Here is a 16,246-nt window from a genome sequence, read left to right on the forward strand (position 1 = left end):
GGTGGCGGGAGCGCGTTTAGGCGCGCTTGAGGGCGAACTTCATCTGGTCGAGCTTGGTCTTCAGCGAGGCGTCGAACAGCTTCGAGCCCACCTTGACCTTCAGGCCGCCCAGGATCGACGGATCGACGCGCGCGGTCAGTTCCGGCGCCTTGCCCAGGCTCTTGGACAGGGCGGCGATGATGGCGGCGACTTGGTTGGCGTCCAGCGGCTGGGCCGAGACGACCTCGGCGGCGACGACGCCGGCGTGTTTGGCGTAGCGCGCCTCGAACCCGGCGATCACGGCGGGCAGATCCTTGGCGCGATGGTTCTGACCCAGCAGACCCAGGAAGTTGGTCGTGGTCTGCTCGAACTTGGCCTTGGCGGCGATGGCCACCAGACCCTTGGCCTGGTCGGGCGCGGCGATGACGGGCGAGACAGCCAAGCGACGCAGGTCGGCGCTTTCGGTCCAGGCCGCCTTCAGCGACTTCAGGTCGGCGCGGACGGCGTCCAGGCGGCCGGTTTCCAGCGCCAGGTCGAACAGCGCCTGTGCGTAGCGATCGCCGACTTCCGTCGTTCTGAAATCATCAGCCACTGATTAGGGTCCGAGGTCGTTGTGTCAGGGTCGCAACCGACTGCGAGGCTCGCAACGGTCAAAAGCTTGAAATGCTTACGGAAAGCACGACGGAGGCCGTATCCGTAAATACGCCCCCTCCAAGCCGGGCGCCTGATAGCACGGGGTTTCGCCGCTCGCAACATTGCGTGAAGGCGCGCCGATGCCGCAGGGCGATGGCGCGCCGCCGTTTCCTGCCACACAGCGTGGCGTGGACCACCGCGCCCCGGGGGGGGTGCGACCATGACGCCGCACCCCATCGCTTGATCGGAACCGGCGTCGGCCCTAGCGCTTTCCGCTCAAGCTTTATCCTCCATCAGGAAACCCAATGCTCGACAGCATAACCCCCCTGCTCTCCGATCCGGCCGCCTGGGCCGCATTGGTGACCCTCATCGTGATGGAGGTCGTGCTCGGCATCGACAACCTGATCTTCATCTCAATTCTGTCGAACAAGCTGCCCGAAAATCAGCGCCAGAAGGTGCGGCGTATCGGTATCGGTCTGGCATTGATCATGCGTCTGGCCCTGCTGTCGATCATCGCCTGGCTGGTTGGTCTGGTGCAGCCGGTCTTCACCGTCATGGGCAATGAATTCTCGTGGAAGGACCTGATCCTGATCGCGGGCGGTCTCTTCCTGGTCTGGAAGGCGACCAAGGAAATCCACCACACGGTCGATCCCACGCCCAGCCACGATGTCATGGACAAGAAGGACGTGGTCATCGCCAACGCCGGCGCGGCCATCTTCCAGATCATCCTGTTGGACATCGTCTTCTCGATCGACTCGATCCTGACCGCCGTCGGCATGACCGAGCACCTGCCGATCATGGTCGTCGCCGTTCTGGTCGCCGTGACCGTCATGCTGCTGGCCGCTGACCCGCTGGCTGACTTCATCAACAAGAACCCCAGCGTCGTCATGCTGGCGCTCGGCTTCCTTCTGATGATCGGCATGGTGTTGATCGCCGACGGCTTCGGCTATCATGTGCCCAAGGGCTACATCTATGCGGCCATGGCCTTCTCGGCCGGTGTTGAGGCGTTGAACATGCTGGGTCGCAAATCCGCATCCAAGAAGGAAAAGGCCGAACTGGCCCGCAGCGAGGCGAACGCCGCCGAGGCCCGCGCCCAGAAGGCCGAGGCCGAAGCCGCCGCCGAGCGGGGCTGAGGCTCATGACGCGCCTGTCGTCCCGGCTCGCCGGCCTTGTCGCCGGCCTGTTGCTGACGACAGGCGTCGCCCTGCCGGTCAGGGCTGAGGTCCCGGTCCAGTCCTACGAGGTCGTGCGGGCCTATCCGCACGACACGGGGGCCTTCACCGAAGGCCTCTTCTTCCATGACGGCGGCCTTTACGAGAGCACGGGCCTTTATCCGTCCTTCATCCGCAAGGTGGATCTGGAGACCGGCCGCGTGGAGCGCCAGCGCGACCTGCCGACCATCTATTTCGGCGAGGGCATGACCGCGCTGAACGGCAAGCTCTACAGCCTGACCTGGCGCAACCACATCGGCTTCATCTGGAAGCTGGAGGACTTCTCGCCCCTGGGCGGCTTTTCGTATCCAGGTGAAGGCTGGGCCCTGACCACCGACGGCCGCCGCCTGATCATGAGCGACGGCACCGACCAGCTGCGCTTCCTCGATCCCGAGACTCTCGCCGAGACCGGCCGCGTCTCCGTCACCGCCGACGGCAAGCCGCTGGATCAGATCAACGAGCTGGAATGGATCGACGGCGAGGTCTTCGCCAACCTGTGGCAGGACAGCCGCATCGCCCGCATCGACCCCGAGACCGGCGTGGTGAAGGCCTTCATCGACCTGACCGCCCTGGTCCCCAAGGACGCCGGCCTGGACCCCAATGACGACGTCCTGAACGGCATCGCCTGGGACGCCGCCGGCAAGCGGCTGTTCGTCACCGGCAAGCGCTGGCCGCAACTGTTCGAGATCAAGCTGCGCTAGAACAGCGAAAGGGCCGGACGCGACGGCGTCCGGCCCTTTGCTTCTTCAGACCCGGATGCGGCTCAGCCGTGCAGGTCGAACCGATCCAGCTCGGTCACCTTGGTCCAGGCGGCCACGAAGTCCGACACGAACTTGGCCTCCGCATCCGCCCCGGCATGGACCTCGGCCAGGGCGCGCAGCACGGCGTTGGAGCCGAACACCAGATCGACGCGGGTGCCGGTCCATTTCGGTTCGCCCGTGCGACGGTCGCGCCCTTCGAACACATCCTGGGCGTCCGAGGTCGCCGCCCACTTCACGTCCATGTCCAGCAGATTGACGAAGACATCGTTGGACAGCACGCCCGGCCGCTCGGTCAGCACGCCGTGCGTCGCGCCGCCCGTATTGATGTTGATGGCGCGCAAGCCGCCGATCAGCACCGTCATCTCCGGCGCCGTCAGCGTCAGCCGCTGCGCCTGATCGATCAGCAGCGACTCGGCTGGCACGGCATAGCGGGCCTTCTGGAAGTTGCGGAAGCCATCGGCGACCGGCTCCAGATAGCCAAAGGACTCGACATCCGTGTCCGCCTGGCTGGCGTCCGTCCGGCCGGGCGTGAACGGCACGCTGGCGTCGTGGCCCGCCGCCTTGGCCGCCTGCTCGACGCCCGCATTGCCAGCCAGCACGATCAGGTCGGCCAAAGAGACCTTCTTGCCGCCCGTCTGCGCCTGATTGAACTCGGTCTGGATGCGCTCCAGCGTCTTCAGCACCCGGTCCAGCTGTTCGGGCTGGTTGACGGCCCAATCCTTCTGCGGCGCCAGGCGGATGCGGGCGCCGTTCGCTCCGCCCCGCTTGTCCCCGCCCCGGAAGGTCGAGGCCGAGGCCCAGGCTGTGCCGACCAGTTCGGCGGCGCTCAGGCCCGAGTCCAGCACCTTGGCCTTCAGAGCCGCCGCGTCCGTCGCGTCGATCAGCGGATGATCCACCTCCGGCACCGGATCCTGCCACAACAGAACTTCGCTCGGGACTTCCGGCCCGACGTAGCGCGAACGCGGCCCCAGATCGCGGTGCGTCAGCTTGAACCAGGCCCGCGCAAAGGCGTCGGCAAAGGCCTGCGGATCGTTCAGGAAGCGTCGCGAGATCTTCTCGTATTCCGGGTCGAACCGCATCGACAGGTCGGTCGTCAGCATCGTCGGCCGCTTCTTCTTGGCCGGATCGTGGGCGTCCGGGATGATCTCGCCCGCGTCCTTGGCGACCCACTGGTGCGCGCCCGCTGGGGACTTCTCCAGCTCCCATTCGAAGCCGAACAGGTTTTCGAAATAGAAGTTGCTCCACTGGGCCGGCGTCTGGGTCCAGGTGACTTCCAGGCCGCTGGTGATGGCGTCGGCCCCGTGTCCCGTGCCGAAGCTGGAGGTCCAGCCGAGGCCTTGCGCCTCCAGGCCGTCGCCTTCCGGCTCTGCGCCGACGTGGTCGGCCGGACCGGCGCCGTGCGTCTTGCCGAAGGTATGGCCGCCCGCGATCAGGGCGACCGTCTCCTCGTCGTTCATCGCCATCCGGGCGAAGGTGTCGCGGATGTCGCGCGCCGCCGCGATCGGATCGGGGTTGCCGTCCGGCCCCTCTGGATTGACGTAGATCAGGCCCATCTGCACGGCGGCCAGGGGGTTCTCCAGATCGCGCGTATGCTCGTCGCCGTCGGCGTCATCGTCCGAAACCAGCACGGCCGCGTCGCCCGGCTTCACCACCCCGTCCGAGCCGTGGGCATAGCGTTCGTCGCCGCCCAGCCAGGTCGTCTCGCGACCCCAATAGACGTCCTGATCCGGCTCCCAGGTGTCGGCGCGGCCGCCGGAGAAGCCGAAGGTGCGGAAACCCATCGTCTCCAGCGCGACGTTGCCGGTCAGGATCATCAGGTCGGCCCATGAGATGGCCTGGCCGTATTTCTGCTTGATCGGCCACAGCAGGCGACGCGACTTGTCGATATTGACGTTGTCGGGCCAGGAGTTCAGCGGGGCGAACCGCTGCTGGCCCCGCCCGCCGCCGCCCCGACCGTCGCCGACGCGATAGGTGCCGGCGCTGTGCCAAGCCATGCGGATGAACTGCGGGCCGTAATGGCCGAAGTCCGCCGGCCACCAGTCCTTGGAGTCCGTCATCAGCGCGCGCAGATCCGCCTTCAGCGCCTCATAGTCCAGCTTGGAGAAGGCCTCGCGGTAGTCGAACGACTCGCCCAGCGGATCAGACTTGGTCGAATGCTGGTTCAGCAGATCGACCCGCAGCTGGTTGGGCCACCAATCGCGGTTCTGCACGCCGCCGCCTGCAACCGACCGGGGCGTCCGGCCGGAAAAGGGGCATTTGGCTTCGTCGGTCATGATGTTTTCTCCCTGCTGCATTGGCGCACGACGGCGAGCGATATCCATCGCCCTGTACATGATGGGGTCATACGACACGGGTCGAACAGATAAAGCCAATCGATTATCCTTGGCGTCAGCATAGGACAGGCCTATTTCGCACTCATGCTCCCCACCCTGCGTCAGCTCCAGTATCTCAAGCTCTTGGCCGAACACGGCAGCTTCTCGCGCGCCGCCGAGGCCGCCCACGTCAGCCAGCCCGCCCTCAGCGCCGGGGTGCAGGAGCTTGAGCGCATCCTGGGCGCGCCGGTGGTCGAACGCGCGCGCGGCGCCGTGATCATGACCGCCGTCGGAGCCGAGGCCGTTCGCCGCGCCGAGGACGTCCTGGCCCGCACCGAGGATCTGGTCGAGGCGGCCAAGAACGCCGGACGTCTGCTGTCCGGCCGCTTCCGCCTGGGCGTCATCCCCACCGTGGCCCCCTTCCTGCTGCCGGCCAAACTGCCTTCGGTAAAGGCCGCCTATCCCAGCCTGAAACTGTTCATCCGCGAGGATCTGACACCCCGTCTGATCGCCGCGCTGAAGGCGGGTCAGATCGACGCCGCGGTCATCGCCCTTCCCTACGATGCGCCGGGCATCGCCCACGCTCGCATCGGCGATGACGAGATCATGGCCGCCGCCCCCGCCGACCATGCCCTGGCCGCGCCCGGCCCCATCCGTCCCGGCTCGCTGCGGGCCGAGGATCTGATCCTGCTGGAAGACGGCCATTGCCTGCGCGACCACGCTCTGGCGGCGCTGGATATCGAGGCCCCGCGCGGCGACGACGTCTTCGCCGCCACCAGCCTGCACACCCTGGTCCAGATGGTCGGCTCGGGCCTCGGCGTCTCCTTCCTGCCGAAGATGGCGGTCCAGGCCGGTCTGGCCGACAACCCTTCCGTCGCTATTCGCGCCTTCGAAAACCAGGCCGACGGCGCCCCGCCCCACCGCGAGATCGTCGTCGCCTGGCGCGCCGGGTCCAGCCGCGCCGCCGAGGCCCGGCTGCTGGCCGAGGCCCTTAAGCTGGATTGAAACTGGACTGACCCTGTTGACCTGAGCGCCGAACAGGCCGCTTGGGAAGCGCATGGCAACCGAAACCGTCTACATCGTCCAGTCCTATGTCCAGGGCCGGGGCAAGGCCCTGCGCGCCGAACAGCAGGTCGGCTGCAAGGACGCCGAGGAGGCGCGCCGCAAGGCCGAACGGCTGGCGCCGTTGCGTCTGGGCGTCGTCGCCTTCGCCGTCTCGGCCGACACCGAAATGGGCGACTATGACGAGGAGCCCACCATCCTCTTCAAGTCCGGCCAACTCCCGCCGCCGTTCAGCGATCCGGACTGACCGCCAGGCAACCCGCCCCGACAGGTCGCGTTTGTTTCCTGACAACGGATCGGCGCCGCCCCGGGCGTCTGACCGAAGCTTCAGGACGACCCATGGCCTATCGCACCCTCAATCCCTTCACCGAAAAACTGGTCGAGGACTATCCGGAACACACCGACGACGCCGTCGAGGCCGCCTTGGCCAAGGCGGACGGCTTGTTCCATTCGAATTGGTCCAAGGGCGACATCCAGCCGCGCCTCGCGGTGCTGAAATCCCTGTCAGGCCTGCTGACCGAAAACCGCGACGACCTGGCCCGCACCATGGCCGAGGAGATGGGCAAGCCCCTGGCTCAGGGGCGGGGCGAGATCGATCTGTGCGCCGGCATCGCCGCCTACTATGCCGAGAAGGCCGCCGATTTCCTCAAGCCTGAAAAGATCGACAGCGAACTGGGCGAGGCCTGGGTCGAGTTTCACCCGATCGGCGTGCTCCTGGCGGTCGAGCCGTGGAACTTCCCGATCTATCAGCTAATCCGCGTCGTCGCGCCCGCCATCGCGGTCGGCAATCCCGTGCTCTACAAGCACGCGGGCATCGTGCCGCGCTGCGCCGCCCGCTTCGCCGAACTGGTGCACGAGGCCGGCGCGCCCGAAGGTTTCGTCGCCAACCTCTACATCTCCTCGGACAAGGTCGCCGAACTGATCGGCGACAACCGCATCCAGGGCGTGGCCCTGACCGGATCGGAGGGCGCCGGCGCCAAGGTCTCGGCCCGCGCCTCGGAAATGCTGAAGAAGTCCACGCTGGAACTGGGCGGCAGCGATGTCTTCGTGGTGCTGGACGACGCCGACATCGAAAAGGCGGTTGCGGCGGGCGTCGAAGGCCGCCTGTCAAACGCCGGCCAGGTCTGCACCGGCTCCAAACGCTTCATCGTCCAGAAGTCGGTCTCCGACGCCTTCATCACCGGCTTCGTCGAAGGCATGAAGAATGCCGTGATGGGCGACCCGCTGGACGAGGCCACCGACCTGGGTCCGCTCTCATCCGAGGATGCGCTGAAGACCCTGACCAAACAGGTGGAAGAGGCGATCCAGCACGGCGCCAAGGCGTTGACCGGCGGCAAGCCCGCCGACCACACCGGCTTTTTCTACGAGCCGACCGTCCTGACTGACGTCGCGCGCGACAACCCAGCTTTCTATCAGGAGTTCTTCGGCCCGGTGGCCCAGGTCTTCGTGGTCGAGGACGACGATGCGGTCGTGGCCCTGGCCAACGATTCCCACTTCGGCCTGGGCGGCTCGATCTTCTCGGGCGACACCGACCGCGCCCGCAAACTGGCTTCTCGGATCGAGACCGGCATGGTCTTCATCAACACCACCACGACCTCCATGCCCGAGCTTCCGTTCGGCGGCGTCAAACGCTCGGGCTTCGGCCGCGAGCTGGGCGATGTCGGCATCAAGGAGTTCGTGAACCGCAAGCTGGTGGTCGTGAGCGCCGACTGACCACCGCCATTCGGCAAACGGAAAAGGGCCGGCGGATCGCTCCGCCGGCCCTCTTTCTTGTCTGGACGAACCGCGACCTATTCGGCGGCGATGGGCGCTTCGGTTTCCGGGCCGCGCGCGAGGTTCCGCAGCACATAGGGCATGACGCCGCCGGCCAGCAGATAGTCCAGCTCGGTCTGGTTATCGATGCGGCAGCGGACCGGGAAGCGGGCCATCTTGCCGTCCGACGGGCGGAACAGCTCGACCCACAGGTCCTGACGCGGCTTCAGCTTGCCGATGTTGGCGTCCGACAGGCCGCGGATCGTGACGATCTCCTCGCCCGTCAGGCCCAGCTTCAGCCAGCCGTCCTGTTTGAACTGCAGCGGCACGACGCCCATCCCGACCAGGTTCGAACGGTGGATGCGCTCGAAGCTTTCGGCGATGACGGCGCGAACGCCCAGCAGACGCGTGCCCTTGGCCGCCCAGTCGCGCGACGAGCCGGTGCCGTATTCCTTGCCGGCGAAGACGACCAGCGGGCGGCCTTCCGACTGATACCGCATGGCCGCATCATAGATCGACATGGTGTCGCCCGACGGGAAGTGCTTGGTCACGCCGCCTTCGATCTCGGGCGTGATGCGGTTCTTGATGCGGATGTTGGCGAAGGTGCCGCGCATCATGACTTCGTGGTTGCCGCGACGGGCGCCGTAGCTGTTGAACTCGGCCGCCTCGACGCCGTGGTTGGTCAGATAGACGCCGGCGGGCGACGTCTTCTTGATCGAACCGGCCGGGCTGATGTGGTCGGTGGTGATCGAGTCGCCGAAGATGGCCAGAACGCGGGCCTCCACCACGTCCTGAACCGGGGTCAGGTCCATCGACAGGCCATCGAAATAGGGCGGGTTGGCGACGTAGGTCGAGCTGTCGTCCCATTCATAGGTCTGACCGCCGGTGACCTTGATGGCCTGCCAGTGCTTGTCGCCCTTGAACACGTCCTTGTAGCGTTTGGCGAACATGGCCGGGGTGACGGACTTGCGCTGGATGTCGGCGATTTCCTGCGTGGTCGGCCAGACGTCCTTCAGGAAGACGTCATTGCCCTTCTTGTCCTGACCGATCGGATCCTTGGTGATGTCGATCCGCATCGAGCCGGCGATGGCGTAGGCCACGACCAGCGGCGGCGAGGCCAGATAGTTGGCCTGGACGTCGGGGTTCACGCGACCTTCAAAGTTGCGGTTGCCCGACAGGACCGAGGTCGCGACCAAGGCGTTGTCGTTGATCGCCTTCGAGATCGCGGGATCCAGCGGACCCGAGTTGCCGATGCAGGTGGTGCAGCCATAGCCGACCAGGTTGAAGCCCAGGGCGTCCAGATCCTTCTGCAGGCCGGCGTCGGTCAGATAGTCGGTCACGACCTGCGAGCCGGGGGCCAGCGAGGTCTTGACCCAGGGCTTGGCCTTCAGGCCCAGCGCATTGGCCTTGCGCGCCACCAGACCGGCGGCGATCAGCACCGAGGGGTTGGAGGTGTTGGTGCAGGAAGTGATGGCCGCGATGACCACATCGCCGTCGCCGACGGTGAACTTCTGGCCATCGACCGAGACGCGCTCGGCGTCGGACGGACGGGCGAAGACGTCGGTCAGGGCGGTTTCGAAGGCCGGGGCGGCGGTGGTCAGTTCGACGCGGTCCTGCGGACGCTTCGGACCCGCCAGCGACGGCACGACGGTCGAGATGTCCAGTTCCAGCACGTCGGTGAAGACGGGGTCTTCGCTCGTCTCGTCGATCCACAGACCTTGCGCCTTGGCATAGGCTTCGACCAGGGCGACGCGCGCCTTGTCGCGGCCCGTGGCGGTCAGATAGCCGATGGTGGCGGCCGAGACCGGGAAGAAGCCGCAGGTGGCGCCGTATTCCGGGGCCATGTTGGCGATGGTCGCCTGGTCCTCGATGGTCATGTTCGGCAGGGCGTCGCCGAAGAATTCGACGAACTTGCCGACCACGCCCTTCTTGCGCAGCATCTGGGTGACGGTCAGCACCAGGTCGGTCGCCGTCGTGCCTTCCGGCATGGCGCCGGTCAGCTTGAAGCCGATGACCTCGGGGATCAGCATCGGGATCGGCTGGCCCAGCATGGCCGCCTCGGCCTCGATGCCGCCGACGCCCCAGCCGAGGACGGCCAGGCCGTTGATCATGGTGGTGTGGCTGTCGGTGCCGACGACGGTGTCGGGATAGGCGACGGTCTTCTTGCCTTCATCCAGGGTCCAGACGGTCTGGGCCAGGTTCTCCAGGTTCACCTGGTGGCAGATGCCGGTGCCGGGGGGCACGACGCGGAAGTTGTTGAAGGCCGACGAGCCCCAGCGCAGGAAGTTGTAGCGCTCGATGTTGCGTTCGTATTCGCGCTCGACGTTCTGGCCGAAAGCCTTGGACGTGCCGAAGTTGTCGACCATGACCGAGTGGTCGATGACCAGATCGACCGGCACCAGCGGGTTGATCTTGGCGGCGTCGGCGCCCAGGGCGCTCATGGCGTCGCGCATGGCGGCCAGGTCGACCACGGCGGGAACGCCGGTGAAGTCCTGCATCAGGACGCGGGCCGGGCGGAAGGCGATCTCGTGCTCGACCGAGCCCTTGTTCTCGACCCAGGCGGCGACGGCCTTCAGGTCGGCCTCGGTGACGGACACGCCGTCCTCGTTGCGCAGCAGGTTCTCCAGCAGCACCTTCATCGAGCGCGGCAGACGGGAAATCCCGGTCAGACCGGCTTCCTCGGCGGCGGGAAGGCTGTAATAGGCGTATTTCTTACGCCCGACGGAAAGGTCCTGGCGGGTCTTGAAGCTGTCGTTCGACGGCATGGAGTCTTCCTCTGGTCAGCGCCGCCCGACAATCCGGTTGCGCCTTCGCGCGGCAGACGCAGCGGCTCACAGGGCCCCTGCGCGCGCGGCGAAAGCCTGCTGCGGCGACCGTGCCTATAGCCCCGCCACGCCGCACCGTCCATGTGTCCACACCCCTGACGTGGACATTGAGAAGGGTTCGCAGATTTGGCGCGGCGGGTGAAACGCGATGATCCACACCCTCACCCTCGCCGGCCTGACCGTCTCACGCGGCGAGCGGCGACTGTTCGACGGTCTCGACCTGACCTTGCGCGCCGGCGAGGTGCTGGCCCTGACGGGCGCAAACGGTGCGGGCAAGACCAGCCTGCTGCGCGCGATCGCCGGCCTGTTGCGGCCAGACGCCGGGACGGTCGCCTTCCAGGACGGCGACGGCAATAAGCTGGACGAGCGGCAGGCGCGTGGACGTGAAACCCACTTTCTCGGTCATCTGGACGGGCTGAAGGGCGGCCGGACCGCGCGCGAAGAGCTGGGGTTTCAGTGCGACTGGCTGGGCCACACCCAGTACGGCGTCGACCACGCCGTCGAGGCCTTCGGCCTGAAGCCCCTGCTGGACCTAGAGGTCCGGCGTCTTTCGGCCGGTCAGCGCCGTCGCCTGGCCATGGGCCGGCTGGTCGGATCGCCGCGCGCCCTGTGGCTGCTGGACGAGCCGATGGCGCCGCTGGACGCCCGCTGGCGCGAAGCCTTCGCCGGGCAGATGCAGCGTCATCTGGACGCCGACGGCCTGATCGTCGCCGCCGTCCACGACCCCCTGCCGCTGCCGACCCGCTCTCTCGATCTGGGGAGCCTGAAGTGAGCCGCCACGATGTCGATCAGGAACCCCGTCCGCCCGGCCTGCGCGGCGCGACGCGCGTTCTGCTGGAGCGCGAGCTGGATCTGGCCTGGGGCGGGGGCGGCGGCCCGTTGCTGGCCTGCGGCTTCTTCGCCTGTCTGACCGCCATCCTGCCGCTGGCGGCCGGCGGCGATCCGCGCACGCTCGGCCCAGTCGCGGGCGGCGTCGCCTGGCTGGCGCTCGCCCTGGCGTCCCTGCTGTCGCTGGAGCGGCTGTTCGAGCGGGACATGGAGGACGGTGGTCTGGACCTGCTGGCGCTCGGCCATCTGGCGCTGGAACAGGTCGTCTTGATTAAGGCCCTGGCCCAGTGGATCGCCGTCGGTCTGCCCTTGGCCCTGACCGCCCCCGTCGCCGCCCTGGCCCTGGGCCTGCCGCCATCGCTGACGCCGCTCGTCGCCCTGACCGCCGTGATCGGCGGCGCGGGCTTCGCCTTCACGGGCGGGCTGGGCGCCGCCCTCGCGCTGGGAGCCAAGCGCGGCGGCCTGCTGATCGCCGTGGTCGTCCTGCCGCTGTTCATCCCGCCCGTCGTCTTCGGCGCCGGCGCCCTGGAGCGCGCTGGATCGGGCCAGCCGGTCGGCCCGGCGCTGGCTCTGCTCTGCGCCTACGTCCTGTTCGCCGCCGTCGTCGCGCCCCTCGCCGGTGCCGCCGCCGTTCGCAACGCGCAAGGGTGAGCTTGCCCGCCGTCCATTCGTTGCGTAAGCGCTGAACCGATGTTCGGCCTGTCCAATCCGCAGCGCTTCATGGCCTTCACCGGCCCGTTGACGCCCGTTCTGTGGGGGCTCGCCGCCGTGCTGCTGGGCGTCGGCGCCTGGCTCAGCTTCACCGTTCCGGCCGATTATCAGCAGGGCGACACGGTTCGGATCATGTTCGTCCATGTTCCCGCCGCCACTCTGGGCCTGGGCGCCTATGCGGCGCTGGGCGTGTCCAGTTTCTTTGCACTGGTCTTCCGCCACGCCCTGGCCGACGCCGCCGCTCGCGCCGCCGCCCTGCCGGGCGCGGCCTTCACGGCCCTGGCCCTGTTCACCGGCTCGCTGTGGGGCCAGCCGATGTGGGGGACCTGGTGGGTGTGGGACGCGCGCCTGACCAGCGTGCTGGTGCTGTTCCTGTTCTACCTCGGCTATATGGCGCTGAGGGCCTCGATCGACGACGAGCAGAAGGCCGGGCGCGCCGCCGCCGTCCTGGGTCTGGTCGGCCTGATCAATCTGCCGATCGTGAAATTCTCGGTCGATTGGTGGAACACCCTGCATCAGCCCGCCAGTTTCCTGACGCCTGGCTCCTCGGGGCTGGACCCCGTCTATCTGCCGCCCTTTCTGACCATGCTCGCGGCCTATGGCGTGCTGTTCGCGGCCCTGTGGCTGACCGCCATCCGCACCGAGATCCGCCGCCGCCGCGTCATGACCTTGCGCGCCCGTCTGGCTCAGGAGGCCTGAAGCCATGCTCGACCTCGACATGACCCCCTACGCCGCCTTCGTCTGGCCCGCCTGGGGCGTCAGCGCCCTGGTGCTGATCGTCCTGACCGTCCGCGCCGTCGTCGCCTCCCGCAAATGGAAGCGCGCACTGGCCCGACTTGAGGCAGACCAAGACACACACCCAAAAGCAGCGGACACCCACCGCCCTCAAGCAGCGCTAAGCGCGATAGGGCCAAAAGAAACAGGGCTTCGCCCGTGAACCGCTGGCTGGCTCTGATCCCGCTGGCGGTCCTCGCGGCGCTAGCGGCCCTGTTCGTCGGCTGGTCGCTGAAGCGCGATCCGGCGTTCAAGCCCGACGCCCTGGTCGGCCAGACCATCCCCGAGACGGTCCTGCCCCTGCTGTCGGGCGACCAGGCGGGACCGGGCAATCTGGACCTGAAGACCGCCGGCGTCGGTCGGCCCATGCTGATCAATGTGTTCGCCTCCTGGTGCGCGCCGTGCCGGATCGAACACCCCAAGTTGCTGGCGCTGAAGGCGCGCGGCGTCGCCGTGGTCGGCATCGCCTACAAGGACGAGCCGGTCGCCACCCGCGCCTTCCTCGACGAACTGGGCGACCCCTATGCCATGGTGCTGGTGGACCGCGAAGGTCGTGCGGGCCTCGACCTCGGCATCTCCGGCGTGCCCGAGACCTTCGCCGTCGACGCCATGGGCCGCATCACCGCCAAACAGTCCGGCCCCCTCTTGGACGACGCCGACATCGACCGGCTGGTCGCCTCCATGCAGGCCCCGCCCCGTCCCGCGCCGACCAAGTGGTGAGGCCGCGTTAACCCTTTTTCGAGGGTTTCCATTAACCATGTCGGCATGAGCGCGATTCGTCCCGGCCTGCCGCTGAACACGCCCGCCCCGGGCCTTGATCTGCCGAGCGCCCGCAGCGCCCAGGCGGCCTTCTTCCGCGCTGCAATGGAGCAGACTGCGGCGCCCAAGCCGCCGGTCCCGGCCGCCGCCGTCATGTCCACGATCCGAACCGCCAACCCGGCCCGGCCGGTGGAGGCGCCCCCCGCCCCGGCCCAGCGCGAGGAGCCGCGGATCATGCGCCCCGGCTCCTACCTCGACATCCGGGTCTGATCAGTTCCAGCCGCGGCTGGCGATATATTGCTGCAACGCCTCGATCCGGGTCGCATCCGAAGGGTGGGTCGAAGCGAACTGCGGCGTCTGGGTCTGACGCTGCGCCGCCATCAATCGCCATAGCGCCACCGCCTGCGACGGCTTGAAACCGGCGCCGGCCATATAGTCCACGCCCAGACGGTCGGCCTCCAGCTCGTCGCGCCGCGAATAAGGCAACAGCAGCCCGTATTGGGCGGCCAGACCGCCATAGGCGTTGACCGCATCCCCATAGCGACCCGCCGCCCCGCCGACGGCCGCCAGACCGACGCTGGTCACCGTCTGGTTCGAGGCGCGCTCGGCCGCATGGTTGGCGACGACGTGTCCGATCTCGTGGCCGATCACGCTGGCCAGCTGGTCGTCGTTCTGGACCAGGGCCAACAGGCTGGTCGTCACGCCGATCTGGCCGGACGGCAGGACGAAGGCATTGGGGCTGGCCTCCGTGAACACCGCATAGTCCCAGGTCCGCCCGCCCAGACCCGCCGCCTGGACCAGACGGTCGCCGACGCGCCGAATCCGGTCGACCTGGGCGCCGGTCGTCATCACGCCAGGCTTGGCGATAGCCTCGCGCCAGGCCGCCGTCGACTGCTGCGACAGGGCGGCGTTGTCCACCAGCAGCAGCTGATTGCGGCCCAGGGCCTCGTTATAGGCGCAGGCGGACAGGGCCGAGGCCGCAACGGCGGCGGCCAGGACAAGGGCGGAACGGCGGGGCAGGATCACGGAAGCGACCTCTTCGAGCAGGACGAAACAGCAAGGCAAATGGTCGCGCTGCGCTTGTGGTTCCACCGTCACTCGATCGGCGTCGCGCCCAGCAGGGTCCGGCACGCCTCCGCCTCGGCCGCCAGGGCCTTGCGCTTGGCCTCACCGAACTTCTCCAGCGTGCGGTAGGGCATGGCCAGCCGCACATTGTCACGCAGCCGGCCGCGATTGCGCTCCAGAAAGCCCCAGTACAGCCGGTTGAACGGACAGGCCGCGTCGCCGCTCTTGCTCTTCACGTCATAGCGACACGCCCCGCAATAATCGCTCATCCGGTCGATATAGGCCCGGAGGCGGCATAGGGCTTGGACCCCACGATGCCCCCGTCGGCGAACAGGGCCATGCCGCGCGTATTGGGCATCTCCACCCATTCATAGGCGTCGGCATAGACGCACATGTACCAGTCATCGACCTGATCGGGATGCACGCCCAGCAGCAGGGCCAGGTTGCCCGTCACCATCAGCCGCTGGATGTGGTGAGCGTAGGCGTTGTCTCGCGTGGTCTTCACGACATCGGCGACGCAGGCCATGTCGGTCTCGCCGGACCAGTAGAACCAGGGCAGCTTGCGGTCCGCATCCAGGAAATTGCGCGCCCGGTACTCCGGCGCCTTCAGCCAGTAGATTCCCCGCACGAACTCGCGCCACCCCAGGATTTGCCGGATGACGCCCTCAACCGCGTTCAGGGGCGCCTTGCCCGCCCGATAGACCGCCTCGGCGCGCTCGCAGACATCCAGCGGGTCCAGCAGGCCCAGGTTGATCGAGGTCGAGATCAGCCCATGCCACATCCACGGCTGCCCCTCCGCCATCGCATCCTGCCAGTCCCCGAATGAGGGCAGGACATCCTTCAGGAAGTGCTTCAGCGTCGTCTCCGCTTCGTCCGCCGTCGTGGCCCAGCCGAACCCGTCCAGCGATCCGAAATGGTCGCCGAACAGCCGCTCCACATCCGCCATCGCCTCGCGCGCCACGGCGTTGGGCGGGGTGCGCAGGCGATCAGGCGGCGTCACGCCCTTGGCCAGCTTCTTGCGGTTCTCGGCGTCATAGTTCCAGCGCCCGCCCTCCGGCTGATCGTCGTCCATCAGGATGCCCGTCGCGCGGCGCATCTCGCGATAGAAGAACTCCATGCGCAGCTGCGACTTGCCCGAGGCCCAGCGACGAAAACGGTCGTGGCTGCTGATGAAGCGGCGATCCTCGCGAATCTCGACCGGCAGCCCCGCCCCTTGCGCAAAGGCGGCCAGATGCTCGGCCAGCCGCCACTCGCCGCATTCGGTCATCACCACCGTTTCATGAGCGCCGTCGTCCAGCGCCCGGGCCAGTTCGCCGGTGATCGAGCCGCTGTTGTCCGCGTCGTCGATCCGCACATAGCGCACATTGACGCCCCGCCCCTTCAGCCGCTCGGCGTGATTGCGCATGGCGGCGAAGACCAGGGCCAGCTTCTGCTTGTGATGCCGGACATAAGTCGCCTCGTCGCGAACCTCGGCCATCAGAACCGTGTCGGCGTCCGGGTTCAGATCCTTCAGCGCCGACAGGTCGTCCGACAGCTGATCGCCCAGCACCAGCCTAAGCACGGACATGCGTTAT

The 16,246-nt window shown here is 67.5% G+C and carries 17 protein-coding genes; 11 read left to right on the forward strand and 6 right to left on the reverse strand.

The features are described from left to right. Positions 1-16: 16 nt before the first annotated feature. Positions 17-571, reverse strand: coding sequence for a F0F1 ATP synthase subunit delta (locus tag HNP47_RS12285; protein WP_184279824.1), 555 nt, complete (start codon positions 569-571; stop codon positions 17-19). 346 nt (positions 572-917) lie between these two features. On the opposite strand from HNP47_RS12285, the gene HNP47_RS12290 reads away from it, so the two are divergent. Together HNP47_RS12290 and HNP47_RS12295 are read left to right on the forward strand one after the other, a co-directional pair. After that, positions 918-1,745 carry a TerC family protein gene (locus tag HNP47_RS12290; RefSeq protein ID WP_184279825.1) on the forward strand — a complete coding sequence of 276 codons (828 nt, stop codon included), beginning with the start codon at positions 918-920 and terminating at the stop codon, positions 1,743-1,745. A 5-nt stretch (positions 1,746-1,750) separates the two neighbouring features. After that, positions 1,751-2,524 carry a glutaminyl-peptide cyclotransferase gene (locus HNP47_RS12295; RefSeq protein WP_184279826.1) on the forward strand — a complete coding sequence of 258 codons (774 nt, stop codon included), beginning with the start codon at positions 1,751-1,753 and terminating at the stop codon, positions 2,522-2,524. 62 nt (positions 2,525-2,586) lie between these two features. On the opposite strand, the gene katG is transcribed toward HNP47_RS12295, so the two are convergent. Then, positions 2,587-4,857 (reverse strand): catalase/peroxidase HPI, encoded by a 2,271-nt coding sequence (gene katG, locus HNP47_RS12300; protein WP_184279827.1) that lies wholly within the window; start codon positions 4,855-4,857, stop codon positions 2,587-2,589. A 144-nt stretch (positions 4,858-5,001) separates the two neighbouring features. Here katG and HNP47_RS12305 point away from each other — a divergent pair, with 144 nt between their 5' ends. The 3 genes from HNP47_RS12305 to HNP47_RS12315 all read left to right on the forward strand — a co-directional run bounded on the left by HNP47_RS12305 (position 5,002) and on the right by HNP47_RS12315 (position 7,671). Then, positions 5,002-5,901, forward strand: a complete 900-nt coding sequence (locus HNP47_RS12305) for a hydrogen peroxide-inducible genes activator (RefSeq protein WP_017506284.1) — start codon at positions 5,002-5,004, stop codon at positions 5,899-5,901. 52 nt (positions 5,902-5,953) lie between these two features. Continuing rightward, complete coding sequence (locus tag HNP47_RS12310) at positions 5,954-6,205, forward strand: hypothetical protein (protein ID WP_184279828.1); 252 nt, start codon at positions 5,954-5,956, stop codon at positions 6,203-6,205. Positions 6,206-6,297: 92 nt separating this feature from the next. After that, entirely contained in the window at positions 6,298-7,671 is a 1,374-nt protein-coding gene (locus HNP47_RS12315; RefSeq protein WP_184279829.1) for an NAD-dependent succinate-semialdehyde dehydrogenase, read from the forward strand. Positions 7,672-7,748: 77 nt separating this feature from the next. Here HNP47_RS12315 and acnA read toward each other — a convergent pair whose 3' ends face one another. Beyond that, positions 7,749-10,475, reverse strand: coding sequence for an aconitate hydratase AcnA (gene acnA, locus HNP47_RS12320; RefSeq protein WP_184279830.1), 2,727 nt, complete (start codon positions 10,473-10,475; stop codon positions 7,749-7,751). A 208-nt stretch (positions 10,476-10,683) separates the two neighbouring features. Here acnA and ccmA point away from each other — a divergent pair, with 208 nt between their 5' ends. From ccmA to HNP47_RS12350, 6 genes are read left to right on the forward strand one after another with little or no spacing between them, the layout of a single operon-like run. Next, positions 10,684-11,307 (forward strand): heme ABC exporter ATP-binding protein CcmA, encoded by a 624-nt coding sequence (ccmA, locus tag HNP47_RS12325; RefSeq protein ID WP_184279831.1) that lies wholly within the window; start codon positions 10,684-10,686, stop codon positions 11,305-11,307. Further along, entirely contained in the window at positions 11,304-12,014 is a 711-nt protein-coding gene (gene ccmB / locus HNP47_RS12330) for a heme exporter protein CcmB (protein ID WP_184279832.1), read from the forward strand. Before ccmA ends, ccmB begins: the two co-directional genes overlap by 4 nt. Before the next feature lie 39 nt (positions 12,015-12,053). Further along, positions 12,054-12,773, forward strand: coding sequence for a heme ABC transporter permease (locus tag HNP47_RS12335; protein ID WP_161639844.1), 720 nt, complete (start codon positions 12,054-12,056; stop codon positions 12,771-12,773). Between the two features lie 4 nt (positions 12,774-12,777). Beyond that, the gene (gene ccmD / locus HNP47_RS12340; protein ID WP_184279833.1) at positions 12,778-13,011 is read left to right on the forward strand and encodes a heme exporter protein CcmD; all 234 of its coding nucleotides are present in this window, start codon (positions 12,778-12,780) and stop codon (positions 13,009-13,011) included. Then, complete coding sequence (locus HNP47_RS12345) at positions 13,008-13,568, forward strand: DsbE family thiol:disulfide interchange protein (protein WP_184279834.1); 561 nt, start codon at positions 13,008-13,010, stop codon at positions 13,566-13,568. Before ccmD ends, HNP47_RS12345 begins: the two co-directional genes overlap by 4 nt. A 45-nt stretch (positions 13,569-13,613) precedes the next feature. Beyond that, positions 13,614-13,877 (forward strand): hypothetical protein, encoded by a 264-nt coding sequence (locus HNP47_RS12350; RefSeq protein WP_184279835.1) that lies wholly within the window; start codon positions 13,614-13,616, stop codon positions 13,875-13,877. On the opposite strand, the gene HNP47_RS12355 is transcribed toward HNP47_RS12350, so the two are convergent. From HNP47_RS12355 to HNP47_RS12360, 3 genes are all read right to left on the reverse strand, one after another. Further along, the gene (locus HNP47_RS12355; protein ID WP_039244085.1) at positions 13,878-14,633 is read right to left on the reverse strand and encodes a M48 family metallopeptidase; all 756 of its coding nucleotides are present in this window, start codon (positions 14,631-14,633) and stop codon (positions 13,878-13,880) included. A 68-nt stretch (positions 14,634-14,701) separates the two neighbouring features. Next, the gene (locus HNP47_RS16540; RefSeq protein WP_311770076.1) at positions 14,702-14,941 is read right to left on the reverse strand and encodes a hypothetical protein; all 240 of its coding nucleotides are present in this window, start codon (positions 14,939-14,941) and stop codon (positions 14,702-14,704) included. Continuing rightward, positions 14,938-16,239: a cryptochrome/photolyase family protein gene (locus HNP47_RS12360; RefSeq protein WP_311770077.1), complete on the reverse strand. Its 1,302-nt coding sequence runs from the start codon at positions 16,237-16,239 to the stop codon at positions 14,938-14,940. The genes HNP47_RS16540 and HNP47_RS12360 overlap by 4 nt, the downstream gene beginning before the upstream one ends. Positions 16,240-16,246: the final 7 nt, after the last annotated feature.

Origin of the sequence: Brevundimonas vesicularis (assembly GCF_014204545.1) — a bacterium.
GTDB classification, from domain to species: Bacteria; Pseudomonadota; Alphaproteobacteria; order Caulobacterales; family Caulobacteraceae; genus Brevundimonas; species Brevundimonas vesicularis_B.

Excerpts from the sequence above, each read along its gene's own strand:
- HNP47_RS12290 (WP_184279825.1), top strand. The coding sequence starts at position 918 with ATGCTCGACAGCATAACCCCCCTGCTCTCCGATCCGGCCGCCTGGGCC.
- HNP47_RS12295 (WP_184279826.1), top strand. The coding sequence starts at position 1,751 with ATGACGCGCCTGTCGTCCCGGCTCGCCGGCCTTGTCGCCGGCCTGTTG.
- katG (WP_184279827.1), bottom strand. The coding sequence starts at position 4,857 with ATGACCGACGAAGCCAAATGCCCCTTTTCCGGCCGGACGCCCCGGTCG.
- HNP47_RS12305 (WP_017506284.1), top strand. The coding sequence starts at position 5,002 with ATGCTCCCCACCCTGCGTCAGCTCCAGTATCTCAAGCTCTTGGCCGAA.
- HNP47_RS12310 (WP_184279828.1), top strand. The coding sequence starts at position 5,954 with ATGGCAACCGAAACCGTCTACATCGTCCAGTCCTATGTCCAGGGCCGG.
- HNP47_RS12315 (WP_184279829.1), top strand. The coding sequence starts at position 6,298 with ATGGCCTATCGCACCCTCAATCCCTTCACCGAAAAACTGGTCGAGGAC.
- acnA (WP_184279830.1), bottom strand. The coding sequence starts at position 10,475 with ATGCCGTCGAACGACAGCTTCAAGACCCGCCAGGACCTTTCCGTCGGG.
- ccmA (WP_184279831.1), top strand. The coding sequence starts at position 10,684 with ATGATCCACACCCTCACCCTCGCCGGCCTGACCGTCTCACGCGGCGAG.
- HNP47_RS12335 (WP_161639844.1), top strand. The coding sequence starts at position 12,054 with ATGTTCGGCCTGTCCAATCCGCAGCGCTTCATGGCCTTCACCGGCCCG.
- ccmD (WP_184279833.1), top strand. The coding sequence starts at position 12,778 with ATGCTCGACCTCGACATGACCCCCTACGCCGCCTTCGTCTGGCCCGCC.
- HNP47_RS12350 (WP_184279835.1), top strand. The coding sequence starts at position 13,614 with ATGAGCGCGATTCGTCCCGGCCTGCCGCTGAACACGCCCGCCCCGGGC.
- HNP47_RS16540 (WP_311770076.1), bottom strand. The coding sequence starts at position 14,941 with ATGAGCGATTATTGCGGGGCGTGTCGCTATGACGTGAAGAGCAAGAGC.
- HNP47_RS12360 (WP_311770077.1), bottom strand. The coding sequence starts at position 16,239 with ATGTCCGTGCTTAGGCTGGTGCTGGGCGATCAGCTGTCGGACGACCTG.